The 22,086-nt window shown below is 45.4% G+C and carries 18 protein-coding genes, 3 tRNA genes and 1 rRNA gene; 14 read left to right on the plus strand and 8 right to left on the minus strand.

The features are described from left to right. Nucleotides 1-12: 12 nt before the first annotated feature. Both WC777_05140 and WC777_05145 read right to left on the minus strand, forming a co-directional pair. Nucleotides 13-819 (minus strand): S-adenosylmethionine decarboxylase, encoded by an 807-nt coding sequence (locus tag WC777_05140; GenBank protein MFA6024563.1) that lies wholly within the window; start codon nt 817-819, stop codon nt 13-15. 27 nt (nt 820-846) lie between these two features. Next, complete coding sequence (locus tag WC777_05145) at nt 847-1,017, minus strand: hypothetical protein (GenBank protein ID MFA6024564.1); 171 nt, start codon at nt 1,015-1,017, stop codon at nt 847-849. A gap of 110 nt (nt 1,018-1,127) precedes the next feature. Here WC777_05145 and WC777_05150 point away from each other — a divergent pair, with 110 nt between their 5' ends. From WC777_05150 to argS, 8 genes are all read left to right on the plus strand, one after another. Continuing rightward, a complete protein-coding gene (locus tag WC777_05150; protein ID MFA6024565.1) occupies nt 1,128-1,709 on the plus strand; it encodes a hypothetical protein in 582 nt (193 codons plus the stop codon). 354 nt (nt 1,710-2,063) lie between these two features. Next, nucleotides 2,064-3,332: an argininosuccinate synthase gene (locus WC777_05155; GenBank protein ID MFA6024566.1), complete on the plus strand. Its 1,269-nt coding sequence runs from the start codon at nt 2,064-2,066 to the stop codon at nt 3,330-3,332. Nucleotides 3,333-3,334: 2 nt separating this feature from the next. Continuing rightward, nucleotides 3,335-4,774 (plus strand): argininosuccinate lyase, encoded by a 1,440-nt coding sequence (gene argH / locus WC777_05160; GenBank protein ID MFA6024567.1) that lies wholly within the window; start codon nt 3,335-3,337, stop codon nt 4,772-4,774. 29 nt (nt 4,775-4,803) lie between these two features. Next, on the plus strand, nt 4,804-5,760 hold the full coding sequence (locus WC777_05165; protein MFA6024568.1) for a TauD/TfdA family dioxygenase: 957 nt from the start codon (nt 4,804-4,806) through the stop codon (nt 5,758-5,760). Between the two features lie 7 nt (nt 5,761-5,767). Further along, nucleotides 5,768-7,477 carry a carbamoyltransferase C-terminal domain-containing protein gene (locus WC777_05170; GenBank protein MFA6024569.1) on the plus strand — a complete coding sequence of 570 codons (1,710 nt, stop codon included), beginning with the start codon at nt 5,768-5,770 and terminating at the stop codon, nt 7,475-7,477. 1,018 nt (nt 7,478-8,495) lie between these two features. Further along, on the plus strand, nt 8,496-8,939 hold the full coding sequence (locus tag WC777_05175; protein MFA6024570.1) for a GNAT family N-acetyltransferase: 444 nt from the start codon (nt 8,496-8,498) through the stop codon (nt 8,937-8,939). A gap of 43 nt (nt 8,940-8,982) precedes the next feature. Next, nucleotides 8,983-9,594: a hypothetical protein gene (locus tag WC777_05180; protein MFA6024571.1), complete on the plus strand. Its 612-nt coding sequence runs from the start codon at nt 8,983-8,985 to the stop codon at nt 9,592-9,594. 154 nt (nt 9,595-9,748) lie between these two features. Beyond that, nucleotides 9,749-11,749, plus strand: a complete 2,001-nt coding sequence (gene argS, locus WC777_05185; protein MFA6024572.1) for an arginine--tRNA ligase — start codon at nt 9,749-9,751, stop codon at nt 11,747-11,749. A gap of 29 nt (nt 11,750-11,778) precedes the next feature. Here the strand turns inward: argS and radA are convergent, their stop codons facing one another. Continuing rightward, on the minus strand, nt 11,779-13,095 hold the full coding sequence (gene radA, locus WC777_05190) for a DNA repair protein RadA (GenBank protein MFA6024573.1): 1,317 nt from the start codon (nt 13,093-13,095) through the stop codon (nt 11,779-11,781). Nucleotides 13,096-13,193: 98 nt separating this feature from the next. Between radA and WC777_05195 the strand changes: the two genes are divergently transcribed. The 4 genes from WC777_05195 to WC777_05210 all read left to right on the plus strand — a co-directional run bounded on the left by WC777_05195 (nt 13,194) and on the right by WC777_05210 (nt 14,946). Next, a tRNA-Lys gene (locus tag WC777_05195) sits at nt 13,194-13,269 on the plus strand. 62 nt (nt 13,270-13,331) lie between these two features. Continuing rightward, on the plus strand, nt 13,332-14,714 hold the full coding sequence (gene efp, locus WC777_05200; GenBank protein ID MFA6024574.1) for an elongation factor P: 1,383 nt from the start codon (nt 13,332-13,334) through the stop codon (nt 14,712-14,714). 38 nt (nt 14,715-14,752) lie between these two features. Further along, nucleotides 14,753-14,827, plus strand: a tRNA-Cys gene (locus WC777_05205). Nucleotides 14,828-14,860: 33 nt separating this feature from the next. Beyond that, nucleotides 14,861-14,946 (plus strand) — tRNA-Leu (locus tag WC777_05210). Between the two features lie 17 nt (nt 14,947-14,963). Here the strand turns inward: WC777_05210 and WC777_05215 are convergent. The 5 genes from WC777_05215 to WC777_05235 all read right to left on the minus strand — a co-directional run bounded on the left by WC777_05215 (nt 14,964) and on the right by WC777_05235 (nt 19,103). Beyond that, the gene (locus tag WC777_05215) at nt 14,964-15,680 is read right to left on the minus strand and encodes a DNA alkylation repair protein (GenBank protein MFA6024575.1); all 717 of its coding nucleotides are present in this window, start codon (nt 15,678-15,680) and stop codon (nt 14,964-14,966) included. Continuing rightward, nucleotides 15,661-16,434 (minus strand): prolipoprotein diacylglyceryl transferase, encoded by a 774-nt coding sequence (gene lgt / locus WC777_05220; GenBank protein MFA6024576.1) that lies wholly within the window; start codon nt 16,432-16,434, stop codon nt 15,661-15,663. Before lgt ends, WC777_05215 begins: the two co-directional genes overlap by 20 nt. Further along, a complete protein-coding gene (locus tag WC777_05225; protein MFA6024577.1) occupies nt 16,434-17,012 on the minus strand; it encodes a hypothetical protein in 579 nt (192 codons plus the stop codon). Before WC777_05225 ends, lgt begins: the two co-directional genes overlap by 1 nt. Nucleotides 17,013-17,400: 388 nt before the next feature. After that, nucleotides 17,401-18,516 (minus strand): alanine racemase, encoded by a 1,116-nt coding sequence (gene alr, locus WC777_05230; GenBank protein MFA6024578.1) that lies wholly within the window; start codon nt 18,514-18,516, stop codon nt 17,401-17,403. Between the two features lie 8 nt (nt 18,517-18,524). After that, nucleotides 18,525-19,103, minus strand: coding sequence for an ATP-dependent Clp protease proteolytic subunit (locus WC777_05235; protein ID MFA6024579.1), 579 nt, complete (start codon nt 19,101-19,103; stop codon nt 18,525-18,527). Between the two features lie 399 nt (nt 19,104-19,502). On the opposite strand from WC777_05235, the gene WC777_05240 reads away from it, so the two are divergent. Further along, nucleotides 19,503-20,960 (plus strand): 16S ribosomal RNA (locus tag WC777_05240). A 261-nt stretch (nt 20,961-21,221) separates the two neighbouring features. Then, on the plus strand, nt 21,222-22,082 hold the full coding sequence (locus tag WC777_05245) for a hypothetical protein (protein MFA6024580.1): 861 nt from the start codon (nt 21,222-21,224) through the stop codon (nt 22,080-22,082). Nucleotides 22,083-22,086 lie beyond the last annotated feature (4 nt).

Consider the following 22,086-nt stretch of genomic DNA (forward strand, 5'->3'; position numbering starts at 1 on the left):
TTCTTAAGGATATTATCTTGGGAATTCCTTTCCTCGTGCAGTGAGGCTCACTGTCGCAGGATCAAAGGCAAGTCCTCTTGCTCGGATTTCCTCTAGCACTGGCTGGACATCAAAGCTCCTACAGCTGAAGAGATCAAAAAAGTATCTTCCTTCTGCGTCAACATGCAGGGCAATGTGTGATTCTGCAATGAGAAGCACGCCATCTGTCCATCCTCCTTCTTTTGTAACATAAGGGGTCGTTACCGGGGTCATCCCTATTGATGGAGGCAACCTTTTCATGAAGTCATAGAGCCAATCGAGATCTCTTTGATCTTCAGGCAAGACCCCTTCCATCATAAGGTGAGGGCCAAAGGAGTGATCGATTTCAGCGGTATCGGTGGGTTTGGTTTTCCCGCGTTCAAAAAGATCGTGTTTCTTCGTACGGAATTGCTCAATCATTTCACCCTTTAAAAGGTTTTTTAGATCTGGTCTTTTCCCACTTCGTCTTGTGGAAGTTCCGTTAGTAGGTCTGGCTCCTCTTGCGAGGGCAAGATCTGCAAATACGCAAGCCCTTGTTGGGTCACTGAAGCTATGGACGGTCATATGGCCTCCGGGGAAGACCCCCATTCCGGAAATTCCTTTATCTTCAGGTTTCTTTCCATCGAAGTAGGGGAAAAGGTGAGGAGGGTTGACCAGTGCTATTCCTAATTGATCGGCTATGTATTGCATAGAGCTGTGGAGATCCCTTAGATCTTCCAAATCTCTACAATTGCCTTTGTAGCCATCGTACATAACATGATCGATTTTAAGGCGTGTTGGGTCAGGTCGTTTCGTGGACATTTTAAAAAGTGTTAAAGATTACAAAGATTACATTTTTTTAGGAATTTCCATGCTTAGCATGTGGAATCCTTTTTTAAGTACAGTTTGGACACTTTGAAAAATTCTTCCGTAGACATATTTTTGTTCGTTGGTCATATCTATTACTTTTGTGAGTCTTTTTCCTTGTGAATAATAAGCGTTGATAGGAAACAGTGCCATCATAGGTTCACGCTTTATTAAAGTCAAATTTTGGCTTTAATAGGCCGCTTCTTCGCGTCTTTACAGAATTAATTTTTAGTGTTATGCTCGTGACTACAACTCGAAGATTTATGGGACCTTCTGACACTCCTTCATCGGCTACCTGCTTGTATGATGCTCCAGTGAGTCTTTCCCATCCTTTGCTGCGAGAGATTATTCAGCAACTTTCTGCCGAACAAGTAAGCGCTTTATTTGGGGCGTCGTCTCTTACTCAAGACGCAATGATGGAGCACCTTTTATCTCAGGCTGAAAAATTTGGATGTGATGTCCATGAACTTAGGGTTTATCTTTCAGACGCTGGATCTGCTCAATTTGTTACTTTCCGTGGAGAAAATGCTGAAGACCGAATACTTGATCTTTGTAGGCCAGAATTGATGAAAGAGGATCCATTAACTTTTTCTGTGCGAACTTCTTTGGCGCGTGCCTTGGAGGAAGGTTTTGAAGAACTTCATGATTTGGATGCTTTGAGAGGAGAAGGTATCCCCCCTCATTTGGGCTATATCCTGGATCAGATCACGATTGCTGGTGGGCAGCTTACAATAGGAGGCAGAATCCGCTCTATGCTTGGGGGCAGTCCTATTCCTCTTCGCTTCACATTTCCCTTGAGAGATCACTTGGAGGTGAACGGTGGGGATGAACTCACTTTTCAATAAGTTAAATTTTTACTTGCAATCCAATTTTTTTGAGGTAGAGTTCCTTTGAAATGTCTGAAGAAAAGTAAGTGGACCCACGATGTTTGTAGAGAGCTGGGGGTGGTGAAAGCCCGGCAACTCGTCCCACTGAACGCCCTTCAAATTAAGACAGCAGCCGAAGAAAGCCCTTGTGGCAAGTAGGTGTCGCCGGCAGAGTCCGTTATCAAGCTCACGATATATTTCCTAGCTAACTAGAGATGTATCGAATAAGACTTTCCAGGGTAACCTGGAAGTGAACAGGGTGGTACCGCGGATCATAAGATTCGCCCCTGACCTTAAGGGGTGTTTTTCTATCATTTAAAACTTTTTCTTCTTATGGACTCTAATACTACTTATCAAAAAGCCGCTTCTTACGAGGCTCAGATAGGGCAGGTTAAGAAATGTGTACTGCTTTACTCGGGAGGTCTGGACACTTCTGTAATGTTGAAGTGGATTAAGGATACCTATGGGTGTGAAATTATTGCTTTGACTCTTGATCTTGGTCAACAGGCCGATGATCTTGAAGAGGTGAAGGCCAAGGCGCTTCGGTTGGGGGCTTCTAAGGCTTATGTTTTAGATTGTAAGGAAGAGTTTGCCAATGACTATATCTCTAAGGCCATCAAGGCAAATGCTTCTTATCAGGGGGATTACCATTTAAGTACACCCATCGGTAGACCTTTGATTGCTAAAAAGGCTGTCGAAATTGCACTTCAAGAGGGGGCTGATGCCATTGCTCATGGATGTACAGGCAAAGGGAATGATCAGGTGCGTATTGAGGCAACGGTTCTTTGTTATGCTCCAAAAATGAAAATTATTGCTCCTGTTCGCGAATGGGGAATGGGCCGAGAGGAAGAAATTGAATATGCAAAAAAACATGGGATAGAAACTCCTCAAACTAAGAAAAATCTTCCTTATTCCTGGGATGACAATATGTGGGGCCTTACCGGAGAGGGTGGGGAAATTGAAAACCCAAGTCTCAAACCTAAGTTGGAGCTTATTTTGCAGGTTTGTAAGACTCAGGAAGAGGCCTCAGACCAAAAGGAAGAATTTGAGATTGAGTTTGCTGCCGGCGTCCCGGTTGCAATCAATGGAGAGAAGAAAGCCTTGCAAGATATTATTAAGGATTGTAATGCCATGGGGGCAAAACATGCCATTGGATATGTGATTCTTATTGAAGATCGTTTGGTTGGCTTGAAAGTTCGTGGAGTTTATGAAAACCCCGGAGCGCATATTATTGTTACCACTCATAAGAATTTAGAGAAAATTGTTTCTACTCAAACTGAAAATGAACTCAAGGAATTCATGGACAGCAAGTGGGCTTATATGTGCTACAGTGCAAAGTGGATGGACCCTACAATGAAGCATGTAAACAGTTTCATCGCCAGTATGAATGAAAAAGTTACGGGTAAGGTGAGATTTTCCCTTTATAAGGGTAAAATAGATGTACTCACGGTAAATTCCCCTTATTCTCTTTTCAACGAAAATTTGGCAACTTTCAATAAAAATGTGGCTTTCAACCAAAATGCGTCTGCTGGTTTCATAGAAATTTACTCCTTGGCGATGAAAACTCACTACCAAGTAGAACAAGAAAATCACTCCAAATAACTATGTCTAAACTTTGGCAAAAGGAAGGTGCTGTTAAACTCAACAGTGTGGTGGAACGCTATACGGTTGGGGAGGACTATCTCCTAGATAGGGTTCTTTTCCCCTACGACATTATTGGGACGCTTGCTCATGCTAAGGCTTTGGCCCAAGCGAAAGTTATTTCTTTGGAAGAGCTTTCTAGCATTCAAAAAACTCTCAAAGCTTTAGCGGAATTGGTGAAGAGCGGTGATGTGACGATTTCTATTGAAGATGAGGATTGCCATACCGTTATGGAAAACTACCTCGTCTCAGAGCTGGGAGATCTTGGTAAAAAGATTCATACGGGTCGTAGTCGAAATGATCAATCGTTGGTAGCGCTTAGGTTGTTCATGAAAGAGAACCTCCTGGTTACACAGCAACTTGTTAAAAAACTTGCTGAGGAGATACTGGTGTATGCCAAAAAGTACCGTTCTGTGGCTATGCCTGGTTACACTCACACACAACAAGCTATGCTCACGAGTGTCGGCCACCACATGCTTTCGTTTGTAGAGAGTTTGTTGGATGACTTTTCTTTCCTGGATAGTGTGCTTAAACATATCGATAAAAATCCACTGGGATCGGCAGCTGGTTTTGGCAGTAATGTTCCTCTAGATCGTGAGTTGACTACAAAGGAACTTGGATTCGCGTCGACTCAAATTAACTCTATTTATTGTCAGAGTAGCCGGGGTAAATTTGAGAGCGTTTACTTGGAGGGAGTTAATCAGATCATGATGACTCTTGGACGATTGGCCGCTGATTTTCTAATGTTTACTACCAGGGAATTTTCTTTCTTTGAAGTCGCTGCGGATCTCACGACGGGATCTTCCATTATGCCCCAGAAAAAAAATCTGGATTTATTGGAAGTTTTACGCGCTAATCTTTCCGTTTGTTTCGCAAACAAAGAAATGGTGCAAGGGATTTCAAAGGGCTTGCCTTCCGGTTATAACAGAGATTATCAACTTATCAAAAAAGCCGTTATTCAAAGCACTTCCATTGTTCAGGATAGTTTGCAGCTGATTTCTGTTTTTATTGGCGGTATCAAGCCTAAATCTGATGAGATTTTAACTAAAACACAGGATGACATTTATTCCGCAGATTTAGCTACTCAGCTGAGCTTCGAAAAAGGAATACCCTTTCGTGATGCCTACCAGGAGGTTATGACGAAGTTTAAAGATGGCTTTCGAGCCCTTGGTGAAGATCCCCAAAAAGTGTTACAAGGTCGTGCTACTCTGGGTGCACCTGGTAATGATGCTTTGAGTTACTATGAAAGTTTACTGATTTCACTATGACTACTTCCGACTTTTCGCAAGATTCTGAGCCTATTTAAAAAAAGACCGTTTTGTGTCAGTGCTTATGATAGAGTCGGTGAAGTTGAGGTAGATCGGAGGATGAAGATGGTGTTATACTCTGCTATTGCAGGTTAACGAGTCTCTATTTCATTGCTATCCCTTCTATGTTTCATCTCCGCCAAGTCATTCTTACGAGTTCTCAGCGGACGATTTTGAGTGATCTGTTGGAGTCTTTTAGTTCCGAAGATGTTTACGCACAGAGCTATTCTATTTCTGGATATCTCCATCAGCGCACGGATTTTTTTCGCCTGGCGCCCCCTTTTTTAAAAGATATATTCTTATCCTATCTCGATGCGGGATCTTTTGCTGATGCACTTGTTATCAAGAACTGTCCACTGGATTTGGATTTGCCATCCACTCCTCTTGATGAATCTCCATCTTTTTTTAAAAGTACTTTCTTGTCGGAGCATCTACTGCTCATGGCCAGTACTTTGCTGGGTACGCCTTTTGCTATTGATGCCGAAAACGCCGGGTTTTTGATCCATAACATTTATCCTGTCAAAAAACTTTCACAAAACCAATCTTCCAAATCTTCGGGCGTTATGCTGACTCTTCATACGGAATTGTCTTGTATGACGGATCCTCCCGATTTCCTTGTTCTTTTGGGTTTACGCACGGCCGACTATAAGGTGAATACGCCTATTTTGAAATTGGACGAGCTTCTCGACTTCTTAACGGAGTCAGAAATTGCTCTTTTGTATGAGCCTCTTTTTATTACAGAAATAGATGAATCACTGCGTAAAGATTTAAACAGTACGGTTTTTACTGAACCTTTCCGAATTCTTTCCCTCGTGGATGGGATTCGTGTTTGGCGCTATGATGTAGAGTATACCCGAGGTATTACTCCCGAGAGTCAGGCCGTTGTTCAGAAAATAGTAGCCGTTCACGGGCCACTTTTCCATAATGTTGTTATTGATCCGGGCGATTTGCTTGTTATTAATAATACAAGAGTTGCTCATGGGCGAGAACCGTTTGAAGCAAAATACGACGGTTCGGATCGTTGGCTTCAGAGAGTGAATATTCATTTGAGCGATACTCAAAAAACTTTTTATAAAGTATAAGATTTCTATGAATAAAGCTGGGCAACGTTATATCCTCGGTTTCTCAGATTCCTTGCATGATAGATCGGTGTGTATTTTCAGAGATGCTGTTCCCCTCATTGCTATTGAGGAAGAGAGACTTTCTCGTGTCAAACATGGACTTGCACTCTATGGAGAGTCCAGGAAAAATCCTTCGATCTTTTCCCAAATGGAGTTGGAAAAATCCTCTTCTGAAGAAAACGAAGCTCGGTTGCAACCCTCCATTGATTACTGCTTAAACGCTTTGGGCATCACTATGGATGACATTGATGTGATTGCGGGGAATTCACTGCATTTGGCTTTTCCGTTTCATGGTAACTCCATTCATATTAATCATCATTTGGCGCATGCCTCTGCGGCTTTTTATGCTTCTGGATTTCGAGAGGCTGCTATTTTTGTGGCGGATGGTTACGGCGATCTTTGCAACAGTCAGTGCTACGAGACCTTGATGTTGGCCAAAGGTAGAGATCAATCTATTAAGAAGCTTAAGTTGGTCACGGGCCATGTGACGAGCTATTACGATATGGAAAATTCTTTAGGAGTTTTCTATCGGATAGGAACTCTTTTGTCCGGTTTTGGAATGTTTGATGAGGGGAAAATGATGGGTTTGGCGGCGTATGGCGAACCAAAATATTATGATTTTATAAAGGATTTTCTTATTTTTCAGCCGGATTGTGTTTCGATTAAAAATGGTGAGCTTTTCAATGCTTTTTCCGATGCTGTGCAAGATAGAAGTGCTTTTGAACTGAGAGCAAATATAGCCGCTTCGTTTCAACGTGTTTTTGAGGAAATTGTTTTCTTCTACATCCATCATCTTTATGAAATAGCAGAGAGTGAGAATTTGTGTATCTCTGGTGGGATTGGACTCAACTGCGTGATGAATGCCAAGGCTTTAATGCAATCGAAATTTAAGAATGTTTTTGTTTTCCCAGGCCCTGGAGACAATGGAATTTCTTTTGGAGCAGCCTATTTTGTTGCTCATCAGCTTTTGGGCCTTCCGCGTACTGAGCCGTTGGACATTGCTTATTTTGGCAAGGCCTATACTCAGAGTCAGGAGTTGGAAGTCTTAGAGAAGTATAGCGACCAAGTAGAGTTTGAAGAGCTGAATGAAGATGAGCTCACGACTCTTGCTGCTGATTTATTGGTGAAAGACAATGTGATCATGTGGTTTCAGGAGGGATGTGAATTTGGCCCAAGAGCTTTGGGCCACCGAAGCTGTTTAGGGAACCCTATGCGTGTAGAGACGAAAGACTATATCAATGCGAAAGTGAAGTTCAGAGAGACATTCAGGCCTTTGGCGCCGATTGTTTTGGAAGAATACATGCGAGATTTTTTTGATATCAGCTGTCCATCGCCATTTATGCTTTTTTCTCCTCGTGTTAGAGAGAAGACTAAGGAAATGGCTCCTGGCATTGTTCATGTGGATGGCACTTCAAGGTTGCAGACGATCAATCGCAAACAAAATGCAAAACTGTATTCCTTGATTCATAAATTTTTTGATCAAACTCAGGTGCCTATTATCCTCAATACTTCTTTCAATGGTAAGGATGAGCCAATTGTGGAGACTCCCGAAGATGCTCTCAAGAGCTTTTTGAGTTCCCCTGTGGAACACTTATTTATTGATAATTATCACATAACCAAAAACATATCTTGAAGCCATTGCTCTCCATGTTTTCCCTTCTCGCACCTATCAATATAGGTGTGTTTTTGTATGATGTTATTCAAAACTCTTTGAACCATGCTTCCTGATGAAATTTCTTTCCTTGTGGATTTCTTGAATGTTCCGTCTGTAACAGGAAGCGAGCATGCGTCCGCCATGTTTTTGTTCCAGTGGATGAAACGAAACTTACCCCATGATGTTTTGGAATTGCAGAATGTTATAAACGGGAGATCAAATATTGTATTGAGAAGAGGAAATCCTTCACTCACACTAACATCACATCTTGATACTGTGCCTGGTGGTCCTCATGTCAGAATGGCCTCCGGCAGAGTATATGGTCGTGGATCATGTGATGCAAAGGGCCAAATTGTTGCTCAGCTTTCCGCTTTGAAGCGAATGATCAAGAGTGGTCTTAGTGAATATGCCTGTTTTTATGTGATTGGAGAGGAAGTGGATAGTATTGGGGCGAGACATCTTATTAACCATTCGAGTATTGGTTCCGAATATCTTCTTAATGGAGAGCCAACGGGGAATAAATTCATACATGCATCAGCTGGAATTTTGGATTTTAGCCTCTCGACGACGGCAAAAAAGCAGCATACTTCTATTCCAGGCTTTCGTTCGGCTATTCATGACTTAGTCCTCGACATACATCTATTATTGAACGGGAAATATGGTAGTTCGATAAATGTTGGTTACATTCAAGGGGGTGAAGCGCTGAATGTTAGTACGGGAACTGCTACTGCACATATATCTGTTCGTATACAGGAGGACCCCGCTCTGATTTTGCGGAAGATAAAAAAGATATGCTTGAACGCGTCTGTAAAGATGCTGGATCCTGCCCTGAAGCCATTTGTCTTTTATGTTCCACCTCAGTATAGGGAGAATGCTATTCGTGTACTTTTTTCTTCGGATAGTCCCTTGTACGCTAAGAAATTTAAAAAGATTATGATGTTTGGTCCAGGGGATATTCTTATGGCTCATGCGGATAATGAATATATATCATTATCGCAGATGGATGAGGGTTTGGATATTATTTCACAACTCTTACGGAAGTATGATGCCAATTGAAATTCAAATGACTGATGGAAAATCCGACTTCATGTCTGCTATTTTTGATTTGCGTCATGAGGTTTTTGTAGTTGAGCAGCATGTTCCGATTGAGCTTGAAATTGATGAATTTGATCAAGAGGCCATGCATTTTTTTGCATTACAGGGCGATCAGATAGTTGGCACACTTCGTATTCTTGCTGAGGATGATCATGTCAAAATTGGGCGTGTAGCTGTGAAAAAGGATCATAGAAAACTTGGAATTGGACGAAAAATAATGGAGACCGCCATGAATTATATTCAGAATAGTGGCTATACAACTATAGTTCTGGGTGCTCAACTGGAGGTCGTGCCATTCTATCAAAAGCTTGGTTTTGTTGAGGAGGGTGAGATTTTTGATGATGCGGGTATTGATCACATTATGATGGTGAAAAGAGTGAATCATTGATAAGTTTATTCAGTATCTTGAATCTTTGTTTGTAATCCCTAAAGAGATGAATGCAAGAATAAATAATTTAACCGTTGATCAGCCAAAGGTTAGGGCTGGTGATGTTCGCGTAAGTCCACAAATGTTCGAGCAGTTACGGGAAGTCGAAGCTCGGTCTGCCGAGATTACTGGTATACTCCTTAAAGTGATGAATTCTGCTGGTGTTGAAGAGGCGATTTTTGATGGTGGCTTTCTGGCGTGTAAAGATGACGGGGACTCTACTTCTTCGACTTCCGAGAACCTTACAGTCAGAAAAGAAGAGATTGCTGGACGGTTAGTTGAAAGGATAGTAAGGGATTTTACCGATATTCCTGCTGATCAACTCGTATCACGGCACAGTGATGATAGGAATCCACTTGTTGTTTTTTCCGCTCAGGATTTGGAGGTTATTGGATTTAGTCTCTATGACAAGTACCTAGAAGGATGGATGTCTTATGAGCAGGTGAGAAGAGGCCGTGAACATATGGGATTCATGGATGATGTATTCGCTAAGGTTGTTTCAAGTTTTGAACAAACCAGTCGTGGATCTGGATCTCATTACTCATTATATTTATTGCCAAGTAAGCGTAGTTTATCGGTCTTTTTGCGTCATACTGGGCAGGGTTTTCCAGTACCTTAATGTCGAAAATTTTTGACTGATTTGACGCAGACTACCGCAAAGATTGATGATGCAACCACTTTCAGGCCCATCTTGTATTGGAAGAGAGTATCTTGATTTGATGCCAGAAAGGCTGTAAGCTGACCTTCTGAAGCAATTACAGTCATTCATTATTATGTCAACTGCAGAATCTCATGTTTATAGCCTTTGTGATGAGCTGACCTCTGTTGTTGAAGGTACTCTTGGAAAGAAACTGGGGCAACCTGTTACGAGGGCGAGAGTTGAGGGAGCGGACTATGGTTTGAACCTCCATGCTTTGCGTGAGGCTACAGAAAGTATAGATGATGTTGTTGTGAGAATCAGGGACCTTATTATAGGATTGATCCCTGCTGGTATTACGATTTCTGCTGAAAAAGGTTTTATTAATTTTCAAGTTTCGAACGAAGCGTTGGGACGGGTTGTTGCAAATATTGTTGATCAGCCTAACGGAGGAATAGAGCCTGTCGGTGATCGTACTATGTTGGAGTTTTTTAGTCCCAACACCAATAAGCCCATGCACTTGGGGCATCTTAGAAATATTGCATTGGGAGAAAGTTTGGCCCGATTGCTCCAGTTTTTCGGACACGATGTCACCAAAGTGAATCTGTTCAATGATCGTGGTGCTCATATTTGTAAATCTATGCTTGCCTACCAATTGTATGGCGGTGAAGCCACGCCTGAGTCCACCGGCGTTAAAGGCGATCATTTTGTTGGGGATTACTATGTTCGTTACGAGAAAGATTTGCAGGCACAGCTAAAACCCATTATTGAGCGCATCAAGAGTGAGCCTGAGATGGCAGCAGAGCTGTTGGCATCCAGCGAAGAACTCGCAAAACTTGAATCGGCAATGAAAGATCAGCCTACTGATAAAACACTCAAGCTTGCTTTTGAAAAAGCCAAGAAAAAACACGCAAACTTGGAAGAACGTGTTGTAAGTCAGGCTAAAGCTGAAGCTCCCCTCGTTCTTGAAGTGAATGAAATGCTTCAAAAATGGGAAGATGGAGATCCGGAGGTGCGGGCGCTATGGGAAAAGATGAACGGCTGGGCTATTGGAGGTATGGAACAAACGCTGGATCGTCTCGACACGCATTTTGACATTATCTATTTCGAATCACAGACTTATAAGCTTGCGATGGACATGATTCAGAAAGGTTTGGACAGTGGTACCTTTGAAAGGGATCCAAGCGGTGCTGTAGTTGCTGATTTAGAAAAACTTGGGGTGCGGGATAGAAAGGGGAATCCCTTGAGTGGTAAGAAAGTTTTGCTGCGCTCTGATGGAACGAGTGTATACATCACTCAGGATTTGGCTATGGCGGAACTCAAAGCGAAGGACTATCACCCGGATAACAGTATGTATGTAGTGGCTGATGAACAACTTCGTCACTTCGAAGTCCTTTTTGGAATTCTTAAGGCTTTGGGCTACGGCTGGGCTGATAAACTCAAACACATTCCTTATGGTATGGTGGACCTTCCCTCGGGACGAATGAAATCTCGTGAAGGAACGGTGGTGGATGCGGACGATATCCTTGATGCGCTGCGTGACAATGTAAAAGCAGTGAGTGCTCAATCTTCGGATCTTGCAGATGCCGGAAGGGTGCCTCGACGGGAGGTGCTTGAGGATGAAGTCGCTGACAAAATTGGTATTGCAGCTATGCGCTATTACCTTCTGTCGAGTCGCCCTGACAGTAGAATAAAATTTGATCCGGAACAATCGGTAAAGCTTGAAGGGAAGACAGGTCCTTATATTCTTTATCAATATGTCCGCAGTGGAAAGATTCTCCAAACTGCTGAAGACAATGGTGGGGGAGTTTCAACGCCTGGCGCAGCTCCGGATTTTTCTACTCTGGCTGACCCAGCTGAGCATGACCTTTTGATGACATTGGTTGAATTTACAGATTGTATGAAAACTATTCAGAGGACTCTTGATCAAACGCTTTTATCTGATTATGTGTACAAGTTGGCTAAAGCGTTTGCGGTTTTCTACGAGAAGTGTCCGATTTTTAAGCCGGCACTGGCGGGTCAAGACCCCATTGCTCCTGAACTTAAAAATACCCGACTTGCACTTGTTCAGTATTCCCATTCCTTGTTATCGAAATCTTTGGAATTGCTTGGAATAGAGAAAGTGGAGCGAATGTAGTTTTAGCATCATTTCATTGTTTTTCACCCTTATCAAGCTATAAAAATAGTCCTTAAGGTGGCTATTGAATGAGGGAGGAGGAGTTCCAGACCCATTTTTTTGGTACTTTTCTCTCGATCTTTATCTTTGTAGCTTTTGCGAATTTCACCGGATAGTCCTACTTCGCCTACAATGACATTCATCTCCGGAATAGGCTTTTTAAGTAAGCTGGAAATAATGGCCATGCAAACTGCGCTGTCGCAGGCTGGGTCGCTCACATGGATGCCCCCGGTGACATTGATGTACACATCTTGATCCGAAAGAGAATATCCGCCGTGTTTTTGCAGAACGGCGATAAGGAGCTCCAGCCGGTTTCGATCAAACCCGTTGGCGGATCGTTTGGGGTAGCCAAAATCGGTGTGATTTACCAAGGCTTGGATCTCAACAAGCAAGGGTCGATTGCCCTCCATGCTCATGGTGAGACAGGTGCCCAAGCAGCTTTCTTTTCGGTTCTCCAAGATGCGCTGGCCCGGATTTTTGAGTTCGTGAAGGCCCTCTTCCGTCATTTCGAAAATACCCACTTCGTTTACGGGGCCAAAACGATTTTTCATGGCGCGGAGCATGCGGAGTTCATGATCGCGTTCTCCTTCCAAAATAAGCACAGTATCTACTAAATGTTCGAGCACTTTGGGGCCGGCGATATTGCCCTCTTTGTTCACATGACCGATGAGCAGGGTTGGAATATTGTGCGTTTTGATGGCATTCATCAGCATTTCGGTGACGAATCGCACTTGGCTGAGGCTGCCGGAAGCGCCGGGAATTTCCGCAGAGCTCATCACTTGAATGGAATCGACGACTAAAAAGTCCGGTTTTTGCCCTTCGATGACGGCCAGAATGTTTTCCAAATTGTTTTCGTAGAGCAACTCAATATTTTCTTGTTTCGATTTTAACCGTTTGGCGCGGTCTGCCACTTGTTCGATGGATTCTTCTCCGGTGATGTAAAGGACGCGGCTTTTTTGAGCAGCCATTTGATTGGTGATTTGCAGGGTGAGCGTTGATTTCCCTATGCCCGGTTCGCCCGACAGCAGAATCAGGCTGCCTTCCACAAAACCGCCCCCAATCACTTGGTCGAATTCGCCGATGCCGGTGAGGATTCTGGTTCTTGGAGTGTGAGAGGCGGAAATGGCTTGTGGCTTCCCCGGATTGCGGGGAACAGGTCTTCGGCCGGTGTTGACGGAGTCGGGTTTGCCCACATTGATGATGTCTTCCAGCAAGGTGTTCCACTGGTCACAACTGGGGCATTTGCCCAGCCATTTCCCACTTTGGAAGGAACAGTTTTGGCAGACGAAGATGGTTTTGAGTTTCATATCACAAGGGTAGTATACACTCACCCTTTTGGCAAGACGAAAATCAATCCCCTGCGATTCTGCTTGGCAGCTCAGGGAGCTTTTGCTAAAATCCCCCCGGATCGGTAGCTCAGTTGGTAGAGCAGAAGACTCTTAATCTTTTGGTCGCGGGTTCGAATCCCGCCCGGTCCACCACGCACTTTAGTGCGTATCAATAGCTTGTCGCGTAAGCGACTCCTTCTCATTAACCCCAGTTTATGGCACAATCTCTCACCGATCTGCGAGTTGGAGTGGTTCTCAATCATGCGGGCGCGCCCTGGCAAATCATTTCCAATTCTTTTATGCGCACCGCACAACGCAAGCCGGTGATGAGGACCAAGCTTCGTAATCTTATGAATGGAAGTGTGATGGAGAAAACTTTTGTGTCTGGAGAGGCGTTTGAGGTGGCGGATGTGGCACGAAAGACCTGCCAATATCTCTACAAAGATGCCACCGATGCCAATTTTATGGATATGGAAACTTATGAGCAGTTCAGCTTTACCGTGGAAAACCTTGGAGATCTTATGGGATACCTCAAGGACGGAGAAAATGTGGTCGCGGTTTTGTATGAGGGTCGTCCCATCACCATCCAAATTCCACCTAAAGTGGTTTTGAAGGTTGTGGAAACGAGCCCTGGAGTGAAGGGAGATCGTGCGCAATCCGGAACCAAGCCCGCCAAAATGGAAACCGGAATCAATGTCCAGGTTCCTCTGTTTGTGAATGAAGGAGACCTGATCCGTATCAATACGGAGACCGGTGAGTATGTGGAACGAGCCAACTGATTCTCTTTTATGAAAATCCTCCGCGTTTCGCCCGATTATTTTGCCATTCTTTACGCCATCAACCCTCACATGAAAGTGGGGAGTGTGGACGGCGCCAAAGCGGCGGAACAGTGGGAGGCTTTGGGAGGTGTTTATGAAAAAATAGGTGCTGAACTTTTTGTTTTGCCGGGGCAGCCGGGTTATCCGGACATGGTTTTTTGTGCCAACCAAAGTCTACCTTTTGAGCGAGCGGATGGGTCAAAGGCGGTGATTCTTTCCAACATGGCCAATCCGGAACGATCGGGAGAAGTTGTTTTTTTTGAGCAGTGGTTTTTGGCTCATGGATATGAGCTGGTGAAACTACCTCCGGATCTCACTTTTGAAGGGATGGGAGATTTTATTTATTCCGCGGATCGGGCTTTTTTATGGGCAGGAATCGGGCCCCGAACTACAGAGGTGGCGCATCGGGCCATCGAGCACATCATTGGGAAACCGGTGCGGTCCCTGGAGTTGGCTCATCCGGACTTTTATCATTTGGATACCTGTCTTGCGATTGTGGATGCAGAAACGGCGGTTTTTTATCGGCCGGCTTTTACGGAGGAGGGCGCTTTAGAAATCTTGCGCAACCACCCTCGTTCGATTGAGGTGACGGAAGAAGAAGCGTATCGGTTTGCATGCAATCTGCATTGTCTGGATCAAAAATTTGTGGTGATTCCGGAAGGCTGTCCACGACTTGAAGGGATCTTGAAAGAGCGAGGTTTTGAGGTTTACGGCGTGGATACTTCTGAATACTTAAAATCGGGGGGGTCTGTTTTTTGCATGAAACTTGATCTGGAATAAGGGGACGAGCTGTGTTACAAATGGAGGGCTTCATTTATGGCAAGGTGGCGGAGCGGTTACGCAGCGGTTTGCAAAACCGTACCACACGGGTTCGAATCCCGTCCTTGCCTCCACTCGTCGAAGACGAGCGTTCCTGTCTGTCCCTCGCCTGGGTGGTGAAATGGTATACACGCGAGACTTAAAATCTTGTGGTCGCAAGACCGTGTGGGTTCGATCCCCACCCCAGGCACCATTTTATGTGAACGGCTTCTAGCGTTTCAGCCAAGCTTTTCTTTCTTTTTCCGGAAAGCGTTCTATGGCGTAACGAAACGCCGTGCGTGGTAGTTTTGAATAGTTCTTCTCCAAGAAATCTTTCAATGTTTTTTCTCCGCAATTTTTCCCAATTTCCCGTAGCATCCATCCCACCGCTTTGTGCATCAAATCATGCGGATCTTTGAGGAGCATTTGAGCAATTTGAAGTGCTTCTTTTGATTCCCCTTGTCTTATGAAGTAGAAACAACTGATCATGGCGATGCGCCTTTCCCACAAGTTGTTTGAGTTTGCTAAGTTTTCGAGCAGAGTCTTTGGTTTTTCCCACAAATAATGACCTAAAATATACGGTGCGGAACCATCCACCAGATCCCAGTTATTGATGAACGCGATATTGGCCAAATAAAAATCCACCAGCTCCTCCTGTAATACTTCATTGTTTTTCGCTTTTTTATATTGGCTTACCAGGATGAGCAACGCTGCCAGACGGTCTTCATGAATGGGGGAGTGGAGTAACTTTTCAATTTCCTTGAGTGACAATGCGTTGTATTTGCTCACGACCAGTCGTATCTCTGGAACAGTGACTCCTATAAAGCGATCGCCGTGGCCATATTGACCGGGATCTGTTTTAAAAAATCGAGCGGAGTTTTTTGCACGGTCAGGAGTGGCTAAATTTTTGAGCGCGTCAGCAACTTCTTTAGCTGTGTTTTTTTGCATGAGAATAGAGAAATACCGCAAAGCCCAGTGTAAAGAAGGGAATACTCAAGATTTGGCCGGTGGTGAGGTCCAAAAACCCTTGATGGAGAGGAAAATCTTTGAAGAATTCCACCGAGAAGCGCATGGCAAAATAAAGCATAAAAAAGAGGCCGAAGAAGAAACCGGGTTTGAGGGTTTTGTATTTCTTCAACCAAAGAGGGAAGAGGATGGCAAAGAGCAACATGCCCATGCCAAACTCGTAGAGCTGTGAGGGATGTCGGGAGAGGGCATCGACTCGTTCAAAGACAACGGCCCAAGGCACTTCGGTCACTCGTCCCACCAGTTCACTATTGAAAAAATTTCCCAAGCGGATGAGGCTTACCGGAATAGTGGCGCCCACCACCAGCACATCGGCATAGTCCAAGAATCGCACTTTGGGGTGTCTCCACAAAAAGAATCCAAAGGCCACCAAAAGTCCGATGGCGGCTCCGTGGCTGGCAAGGCCTCCTTCCCATACTTTTAGGATCTGTATGGGGTTGGCGAGGTAGTAATCCAGTTCATAAAACACGATGTGCCCCAAACGAGCTCCCACGATGAGCCCCACCAGTAAAACCACGGTGAGGTTTTCCACGATATCCAGAGAAAGCCCTTTCTTCTTTGCCATGAAGCGAATCAGGCTGTAGGCCAGAAACAAACCGAGGGCAAAAAATACGCCATAGTAGCGGATTTCCAGCGGACCCAAATCCACCAGAACAGGATCGATATTCCAAATCATTATTTGAGGGTGAAGGAACGGAGCATGGTGTCGATGGTCTCAAGAATCAGCTCATCTTCGCCACTTCGAGCGGTCCCGGTCACGGTCCAGGCTTCGGTGCCCTTGGTGAGGGTGATCTGCATGAAGCGAAGTTTGGGCCCGGAATTGTCGTTTTTCCCCTCAAAAATGCTGAGCATGGTTTTGCTTTCAGCTCCACCCACGGTCAGGGTGACAGTTTCCTGTGAGATGAGCGCAAAATTGACCAGTGTCCCTTCGTGATCTGCGAGTTTTCTTTGACCAAAATCGTAACTGGTGTCTCCGCGAGTATTGTTTTCTTTCAGCACGGTCACATTGGAAGTGAAGACACTGTCCTGAATGGCATTTTTAAACGCCACTTCCAAATTGTCCGGATATTCTGGAGTGAAGGCATCTTCAATTTCCCAGTCGTCCGGAACTTCCATTTCAAACTCAGAAGTTTTGTATGTGAAATAAAAAGCTTCCTCGGAATCCTCTGTAGTTCCATCCGTTGTGGAGTCCGAACCGCCGCACGCCGTTAGGAGTAGAGAGGTGAGGAATAAACTGATTAGGATTTTCTTCATTGGCCGCAGTTTACTTGAATTCTTGTATACGGGCCATTGAAATCTGTTGACTTTATTTTACTAAAACGGTAAATATTTTATTGCTCAGGCTGTTTATTATTAATTTCAAATTTTATGAGTTTAGATAAAAATTGTACATCTCTTGTTGGGGCTGACTTTGAACTGCGTCGGGGCGGGGATAATTTTCCTTATGCTCCCTTGTCTGCAACAAGAGGTGCTGAGGGGGTGTGGGCGGAGAGGCACAATGCAGATCAAGTCGCGGTTTTACAAGATCTTCATAGGAAAGGAACTCTTAATGCATTTTTAGGTACTTCAACTGGGGAAGAGGATCTTGGTCCGGATGAGCCTACCATGGAAATTGAAAAGGACTGATGTGTGCAGGGTTTGCTTACTCCAGGCGTCGTGCGACGCTCTCGCTGATGTGAACAAGGAGTTCGTAAGGGATCAGCTGGGCGGCCTTGCTTTGTTCCAGCACGGAGTTTTTTTGTTCGGGATGGCGAGAGTACACGATCACGGGATCGTAGAGTTTGGCTTCCGCATGGCTTAAATCCACCATGCAGAGATTCATGCACACGCGGCCCACAATGGGGCAGAGGGTTCCATTCACTTCCACACAACCGGCATTGCTGAGACTACGGGGCAGGGCCTCGTAATAACCCACGGGGATGATGCCGATTCGCATGGGGTGGGGGGCGGTAAATGTTCCGCCGTAGCCCACGGTTTCACCTTTTTTGACTTCGTTGATGGCGATGAGGGTGGATTCCAGTTCCATGGCGGGTTTTAGGCCCTCGAATCCTTCAATGACGGGGATGCCGTAGAGGCTGATGCCCAGGCGTGCCATATTGAATTTTGGATTTTTGACTTTGAGCGCTCCGGCACTGTTTGCACAGTGAATCCACTTGGGGCTGAAGCCCGTTTTTTCGATCAAGGTCAGAGCGGTCTCAAAGCGCTGCACTTGTTCCGTGGTTTTCGCATCGTTGTGAGGGTTGTCCGCATCGGCAAAATGAGTGTAAACGCCTTCAATATTCAGACCGATTTTTTTGAAGAAGGGAAGCTGCTCGGTCAATGCTTCCAAAGAAAAGCCCAGACGAGAAAACCCGGTCTCGATTTTGAGGTGCACGGGGTAGCCCAGTTTGGCAAAAAGCTCGGCGCTTTCTTTATTATAGACTGAAAAATGAAAGGGAAGACGGCGGACGCGGCCGATGATTCCGGTGTGCAAACTCTCCGGGTGAGAGGCTCCTATAATAAGAATAGGGGTTTTGATGCGGGCTTTTTTGAGTTCGTAGGCTTCGTACAGGGAATCCACCACAAAAAAGGGGAGGTTTTCGTCGTCGAGTGCCTTGGCCACCAGGGTGAGCCCGTGCCCGTAGGCGTTGGATTTTAAAACCGGACAAATGGCTTGGTGGGGGCACCATTTTTGGTAGAGGTGCAGGTTGTGCTTTAAGGCATCCTTAAAAACATGCACCACATTCAGGTTGCGATATTTCTTTTTACCAAAAGGCATAAAAGTGCTTAGCGGCGAGTTACAATGGCATCCACCAAACCATACTTCTTTGCCTCTTCGGCACTCATGAAATTATCCCGGTCGGTATCCACTTCCACTTTGCTGAGTTTTTGACCCGTGTGGTGTGCGATGATTCCATTGAGCAGGTTCTTGGTTTTGATGATGTGGTCGGCGTGAATGCGAATATCGGAAGCCTGACCTTCGGTTCCTCCCAAAGGTTGATGAATCATCACTTCGGCATTGGGGAGTGCAAATCGTTTTCCCTTGGCTCCGCCACAGAGGAGTACGGCGCCCATGGAGGCGGCCATGCCCATCACGACGGTGGAAACATCCGGCTTCAAGTACTGCATCGTGTCGTAAATGGCCAAACCTGCGGTCACATGGCCGCCCGGAGAGTTGATGTACATGGTGATGTCTCGCTTGGCATCCTCATTTTCCAAAAAGAGCATTTGGGCGATGAGCAAGCTCGCCATGCCGGATTCCACTTCCGTGAACATGAAAATCACGCGGTCCTTGAGCAAACGGGAATAAATGTCGTAGGCCCGTTCCCCTTCGTGTGTTTTCTCGAGTACGGTGGGAACCAGCATGCTGGTGAGCTCACGGGAAAGCCCTCGATTGTCGCGAAGATATTTGGCCTGAGCTTTAAGAAGACTGCTTTTTGTATAATGGTGAAAATCGTTCATTGGGTGCGTGGAGTTAATGTGGCTGCATTATAGCAGTTGAATACCCCCAGCCAAATCTATTTTCGTTTAGACTAAAAATAGTATTGACTTTACCTGGATGCACGCTAGAATCGTCTGGCACATTTCTTTCAAGACTTGTGTTCGTTCTTCAATTGACCTTTGACAATTCAGATCTAATAGAGAGTCCCAAATTCTAGGTTTTAATCTCGGTTTTCCGAGTATAAATAAATTTAAATTTAGGCTAGCCCCCTGGCCAACAGGGGGCATCAGCTTCGATCTTTCTCAAAAGTACCCTCGGGTACTTTATTGGAGAGTTTGATCCTGGCTCAGGGTGAATGTTGGCGGTGCGTCTAATACATGCAAGTCGAGCGAGGCTTCGAGCCGAGCGGCGGACGGCTGAGTAACGCGTTGGTAGCTACCTCAAACTCAGGGATAACTATGAGAAATCATAGCTAATACCGGATGGTCCCGTAAGGGTAAAGCTTTTGCGGTTTGAGAGGTGCCTGCGTCCTATCAGGTAGTTGGTGAGGTAACGGCTCACCAAGCCTATGACGGGTAACTGGTCTGAGAGGATGGCCAGTCAGAGGGAAACTGAGACACGGTTCCCACTTCTACGGAAGGCAGCAGTAAAGAATCTTCCACAATGGACGAAAGTCTGATGGAGCGACACCGCGTGCAGGATGAAGGCCCTTGGGTCGTAAACTGCTTTTTTGGGGGAATAATTCTGAATGTACCCTAAGAATAAGCACCGGCAAATCACGTGCCAGCAGCCGCGGTAATACGTGAGGTGCAAACATTACCCGGAATTATTGGGCGTAAAGCGTCCGCAGGTGGCGTAGCAAGTCAGGTGTTAAATCTTGAGGCTCAACTTCAAGACTGTGCTTGAAACTACTATGCTAGAGAGGTGGAGAGGTGAGTGGAATTCTGCATGTAGGGGTAAAATCCGTAGATATGCAGAGGAACACCAAAAGCGAAGGCAGCTCACTGGCCATTCTCTGACACTCATGGACGAAAGCGTAGGTAGCAAACGGGATTAGATACCCCGGTAGTCTACGCTGTAAACGATGATCACTCGATGTCGGGAGTTCGACCCTCTCGGTGTCTAAGCAAACGCGATAAGTGATCCGCCTGAGAAGTACGATCGCAAGATTAAAACTCAAAGGAATAGACGGGGACCCACACAAGCGGTGGAGCGTGTGGTTTAATTCGATAATAAGCGAGGAACCTTACCAGGGTTTGACATCTCCCGAATTTTCTGGAAACAGAGAAGTGCCGTAAGGAACGGGAAGACAGGTGCTGCATGGTTGTCGTCAGCTCGTGCCTTGAGGTGTTCGGTTAAGTCCGTAAACGAGCGCAACCCTTGTCCTTAGTTGTATTTTTCTAAGGAGACTGCCTAGCATAACTAGGAGGAAGGTAAGGATGACGCCAAATCAGCATGGCCCTTATACTCTGGGCGACACACGCGCTACAATGGCCGGTACAACGGGCAGCCAAGGAGTGATCCGGAGCCAATCCCCAAAACCGGTCCAAGTTCGGATTGAAGGCTGCAACTCGCCTTCATGAAGCTGGAATCGCTAGTAAATGTGTATCAGCCACGGCGCATTGAATATGTTCCTGGGTCTTGTACTCACCGCCCGTCAAGTCATGAAAGTTAGGGGTGCCCGAAGTTCCCACTCAGTGGGGCCTAAGGTAAAACTAACGATTGGGACTAAGTCGTAACAAGGTATCCGTACGAGAACGTGCGGATGGACTACCTCCTATTAAGGAGTTACGAAGGACTTCGAAAGAAGTCGTGTAACCATTCCTAGGTCGCCTCTCCCTTTACTGGGAGAGCGAGTGCACCGCGAGATGCATTCACCCTAGAGTTTGCCTCTCTTTTAGATCTGGATTATCAGACTGCAGATTTACTTCCGCAGCGTATCAATTGAAGAAACCTAGAAGCCCCGAAAGGGGCTTTTTTGCTTGAGTGGAAGCCGTTTCCACTATATAGTGGGCTCCATTTTAGCATTAAATTTTTATACCATGCCCACTGATCTCCCGTCTCCAGACCCTGTAGTGCCCGAATTCACAGAGGGCTTTAGGGAAGAGGCTCTGAACTTTGTTCAAACTTGCGTGGAAAAAGCGGGACTTTCTTTAGATGATCCTCGATTGCGGTTTAAGATTGCTAATGATCATCCCATTGAAAGCCCGGATTTAACTCGCGAAGAAGTCACTAGAGCTCTCGTCGTTGGACGAGGGCCGAAATACTTTTGGTATGATAAGCCCGGTTCAGGTGATACGGTCCAAGAAGCTTTTATTGAGGACATAAAGTTCGTGAGTGCTCTTCCTGTCGATCTGATACAGATTCTCATTACTCTTTTCAACTATCCTGATGGCGAATCGTATGGTGCTGAGGTCTTTGGTCTGGCGCATGAGGGGGCTGACCCGGTGGCCGTCGAAACTCTTCGGAATCGAGTGCATGAAGCTTTAAATGGTACGAGTGAGGCAGTACCCACATTCAGCCCCGAGTTCCAGACTCAAGCACTAACTCTTACCCAAAAATTAGTGGCTCGCGCGAATTTGGATGGGGATCTTCCCGTGAGCGTTGAGCTTTCGTCGCATTTTGGAGAGGATACTTTATCGGAACAGGAATTTAAGGATGCGGTTGTCCTTGGAATAGATGGAAGGTATCTCGACTATGGAGATATTGATCAAAATGCTTTTGTGGCAGATTTAAAAAGAGTTGCTGCTGAAAGAGGAGTTGATCACATCGTTGTCAAAGTTTCTCTTCACGACTGGCCAGAGACTGGTGAGCAGAAGGTTTCTGCCCAAGTTTTTGGTTTGCGGCACCCCGGCGGGGAAGTGGATGGAGTGGCCAGAGGATTCAGAGAAGAACTAATATAGAAAA

The sequence above is a fragment of the Candidatus Gracilibacteria bacterium genome, from assembly GCA_041661045.1.
Lineage (GTDB): Bacteria > Patescibacteriota > Gracilibacteria > UBA1369 > 2-02-FULL-48-14 > 2-02-FULL-48-14.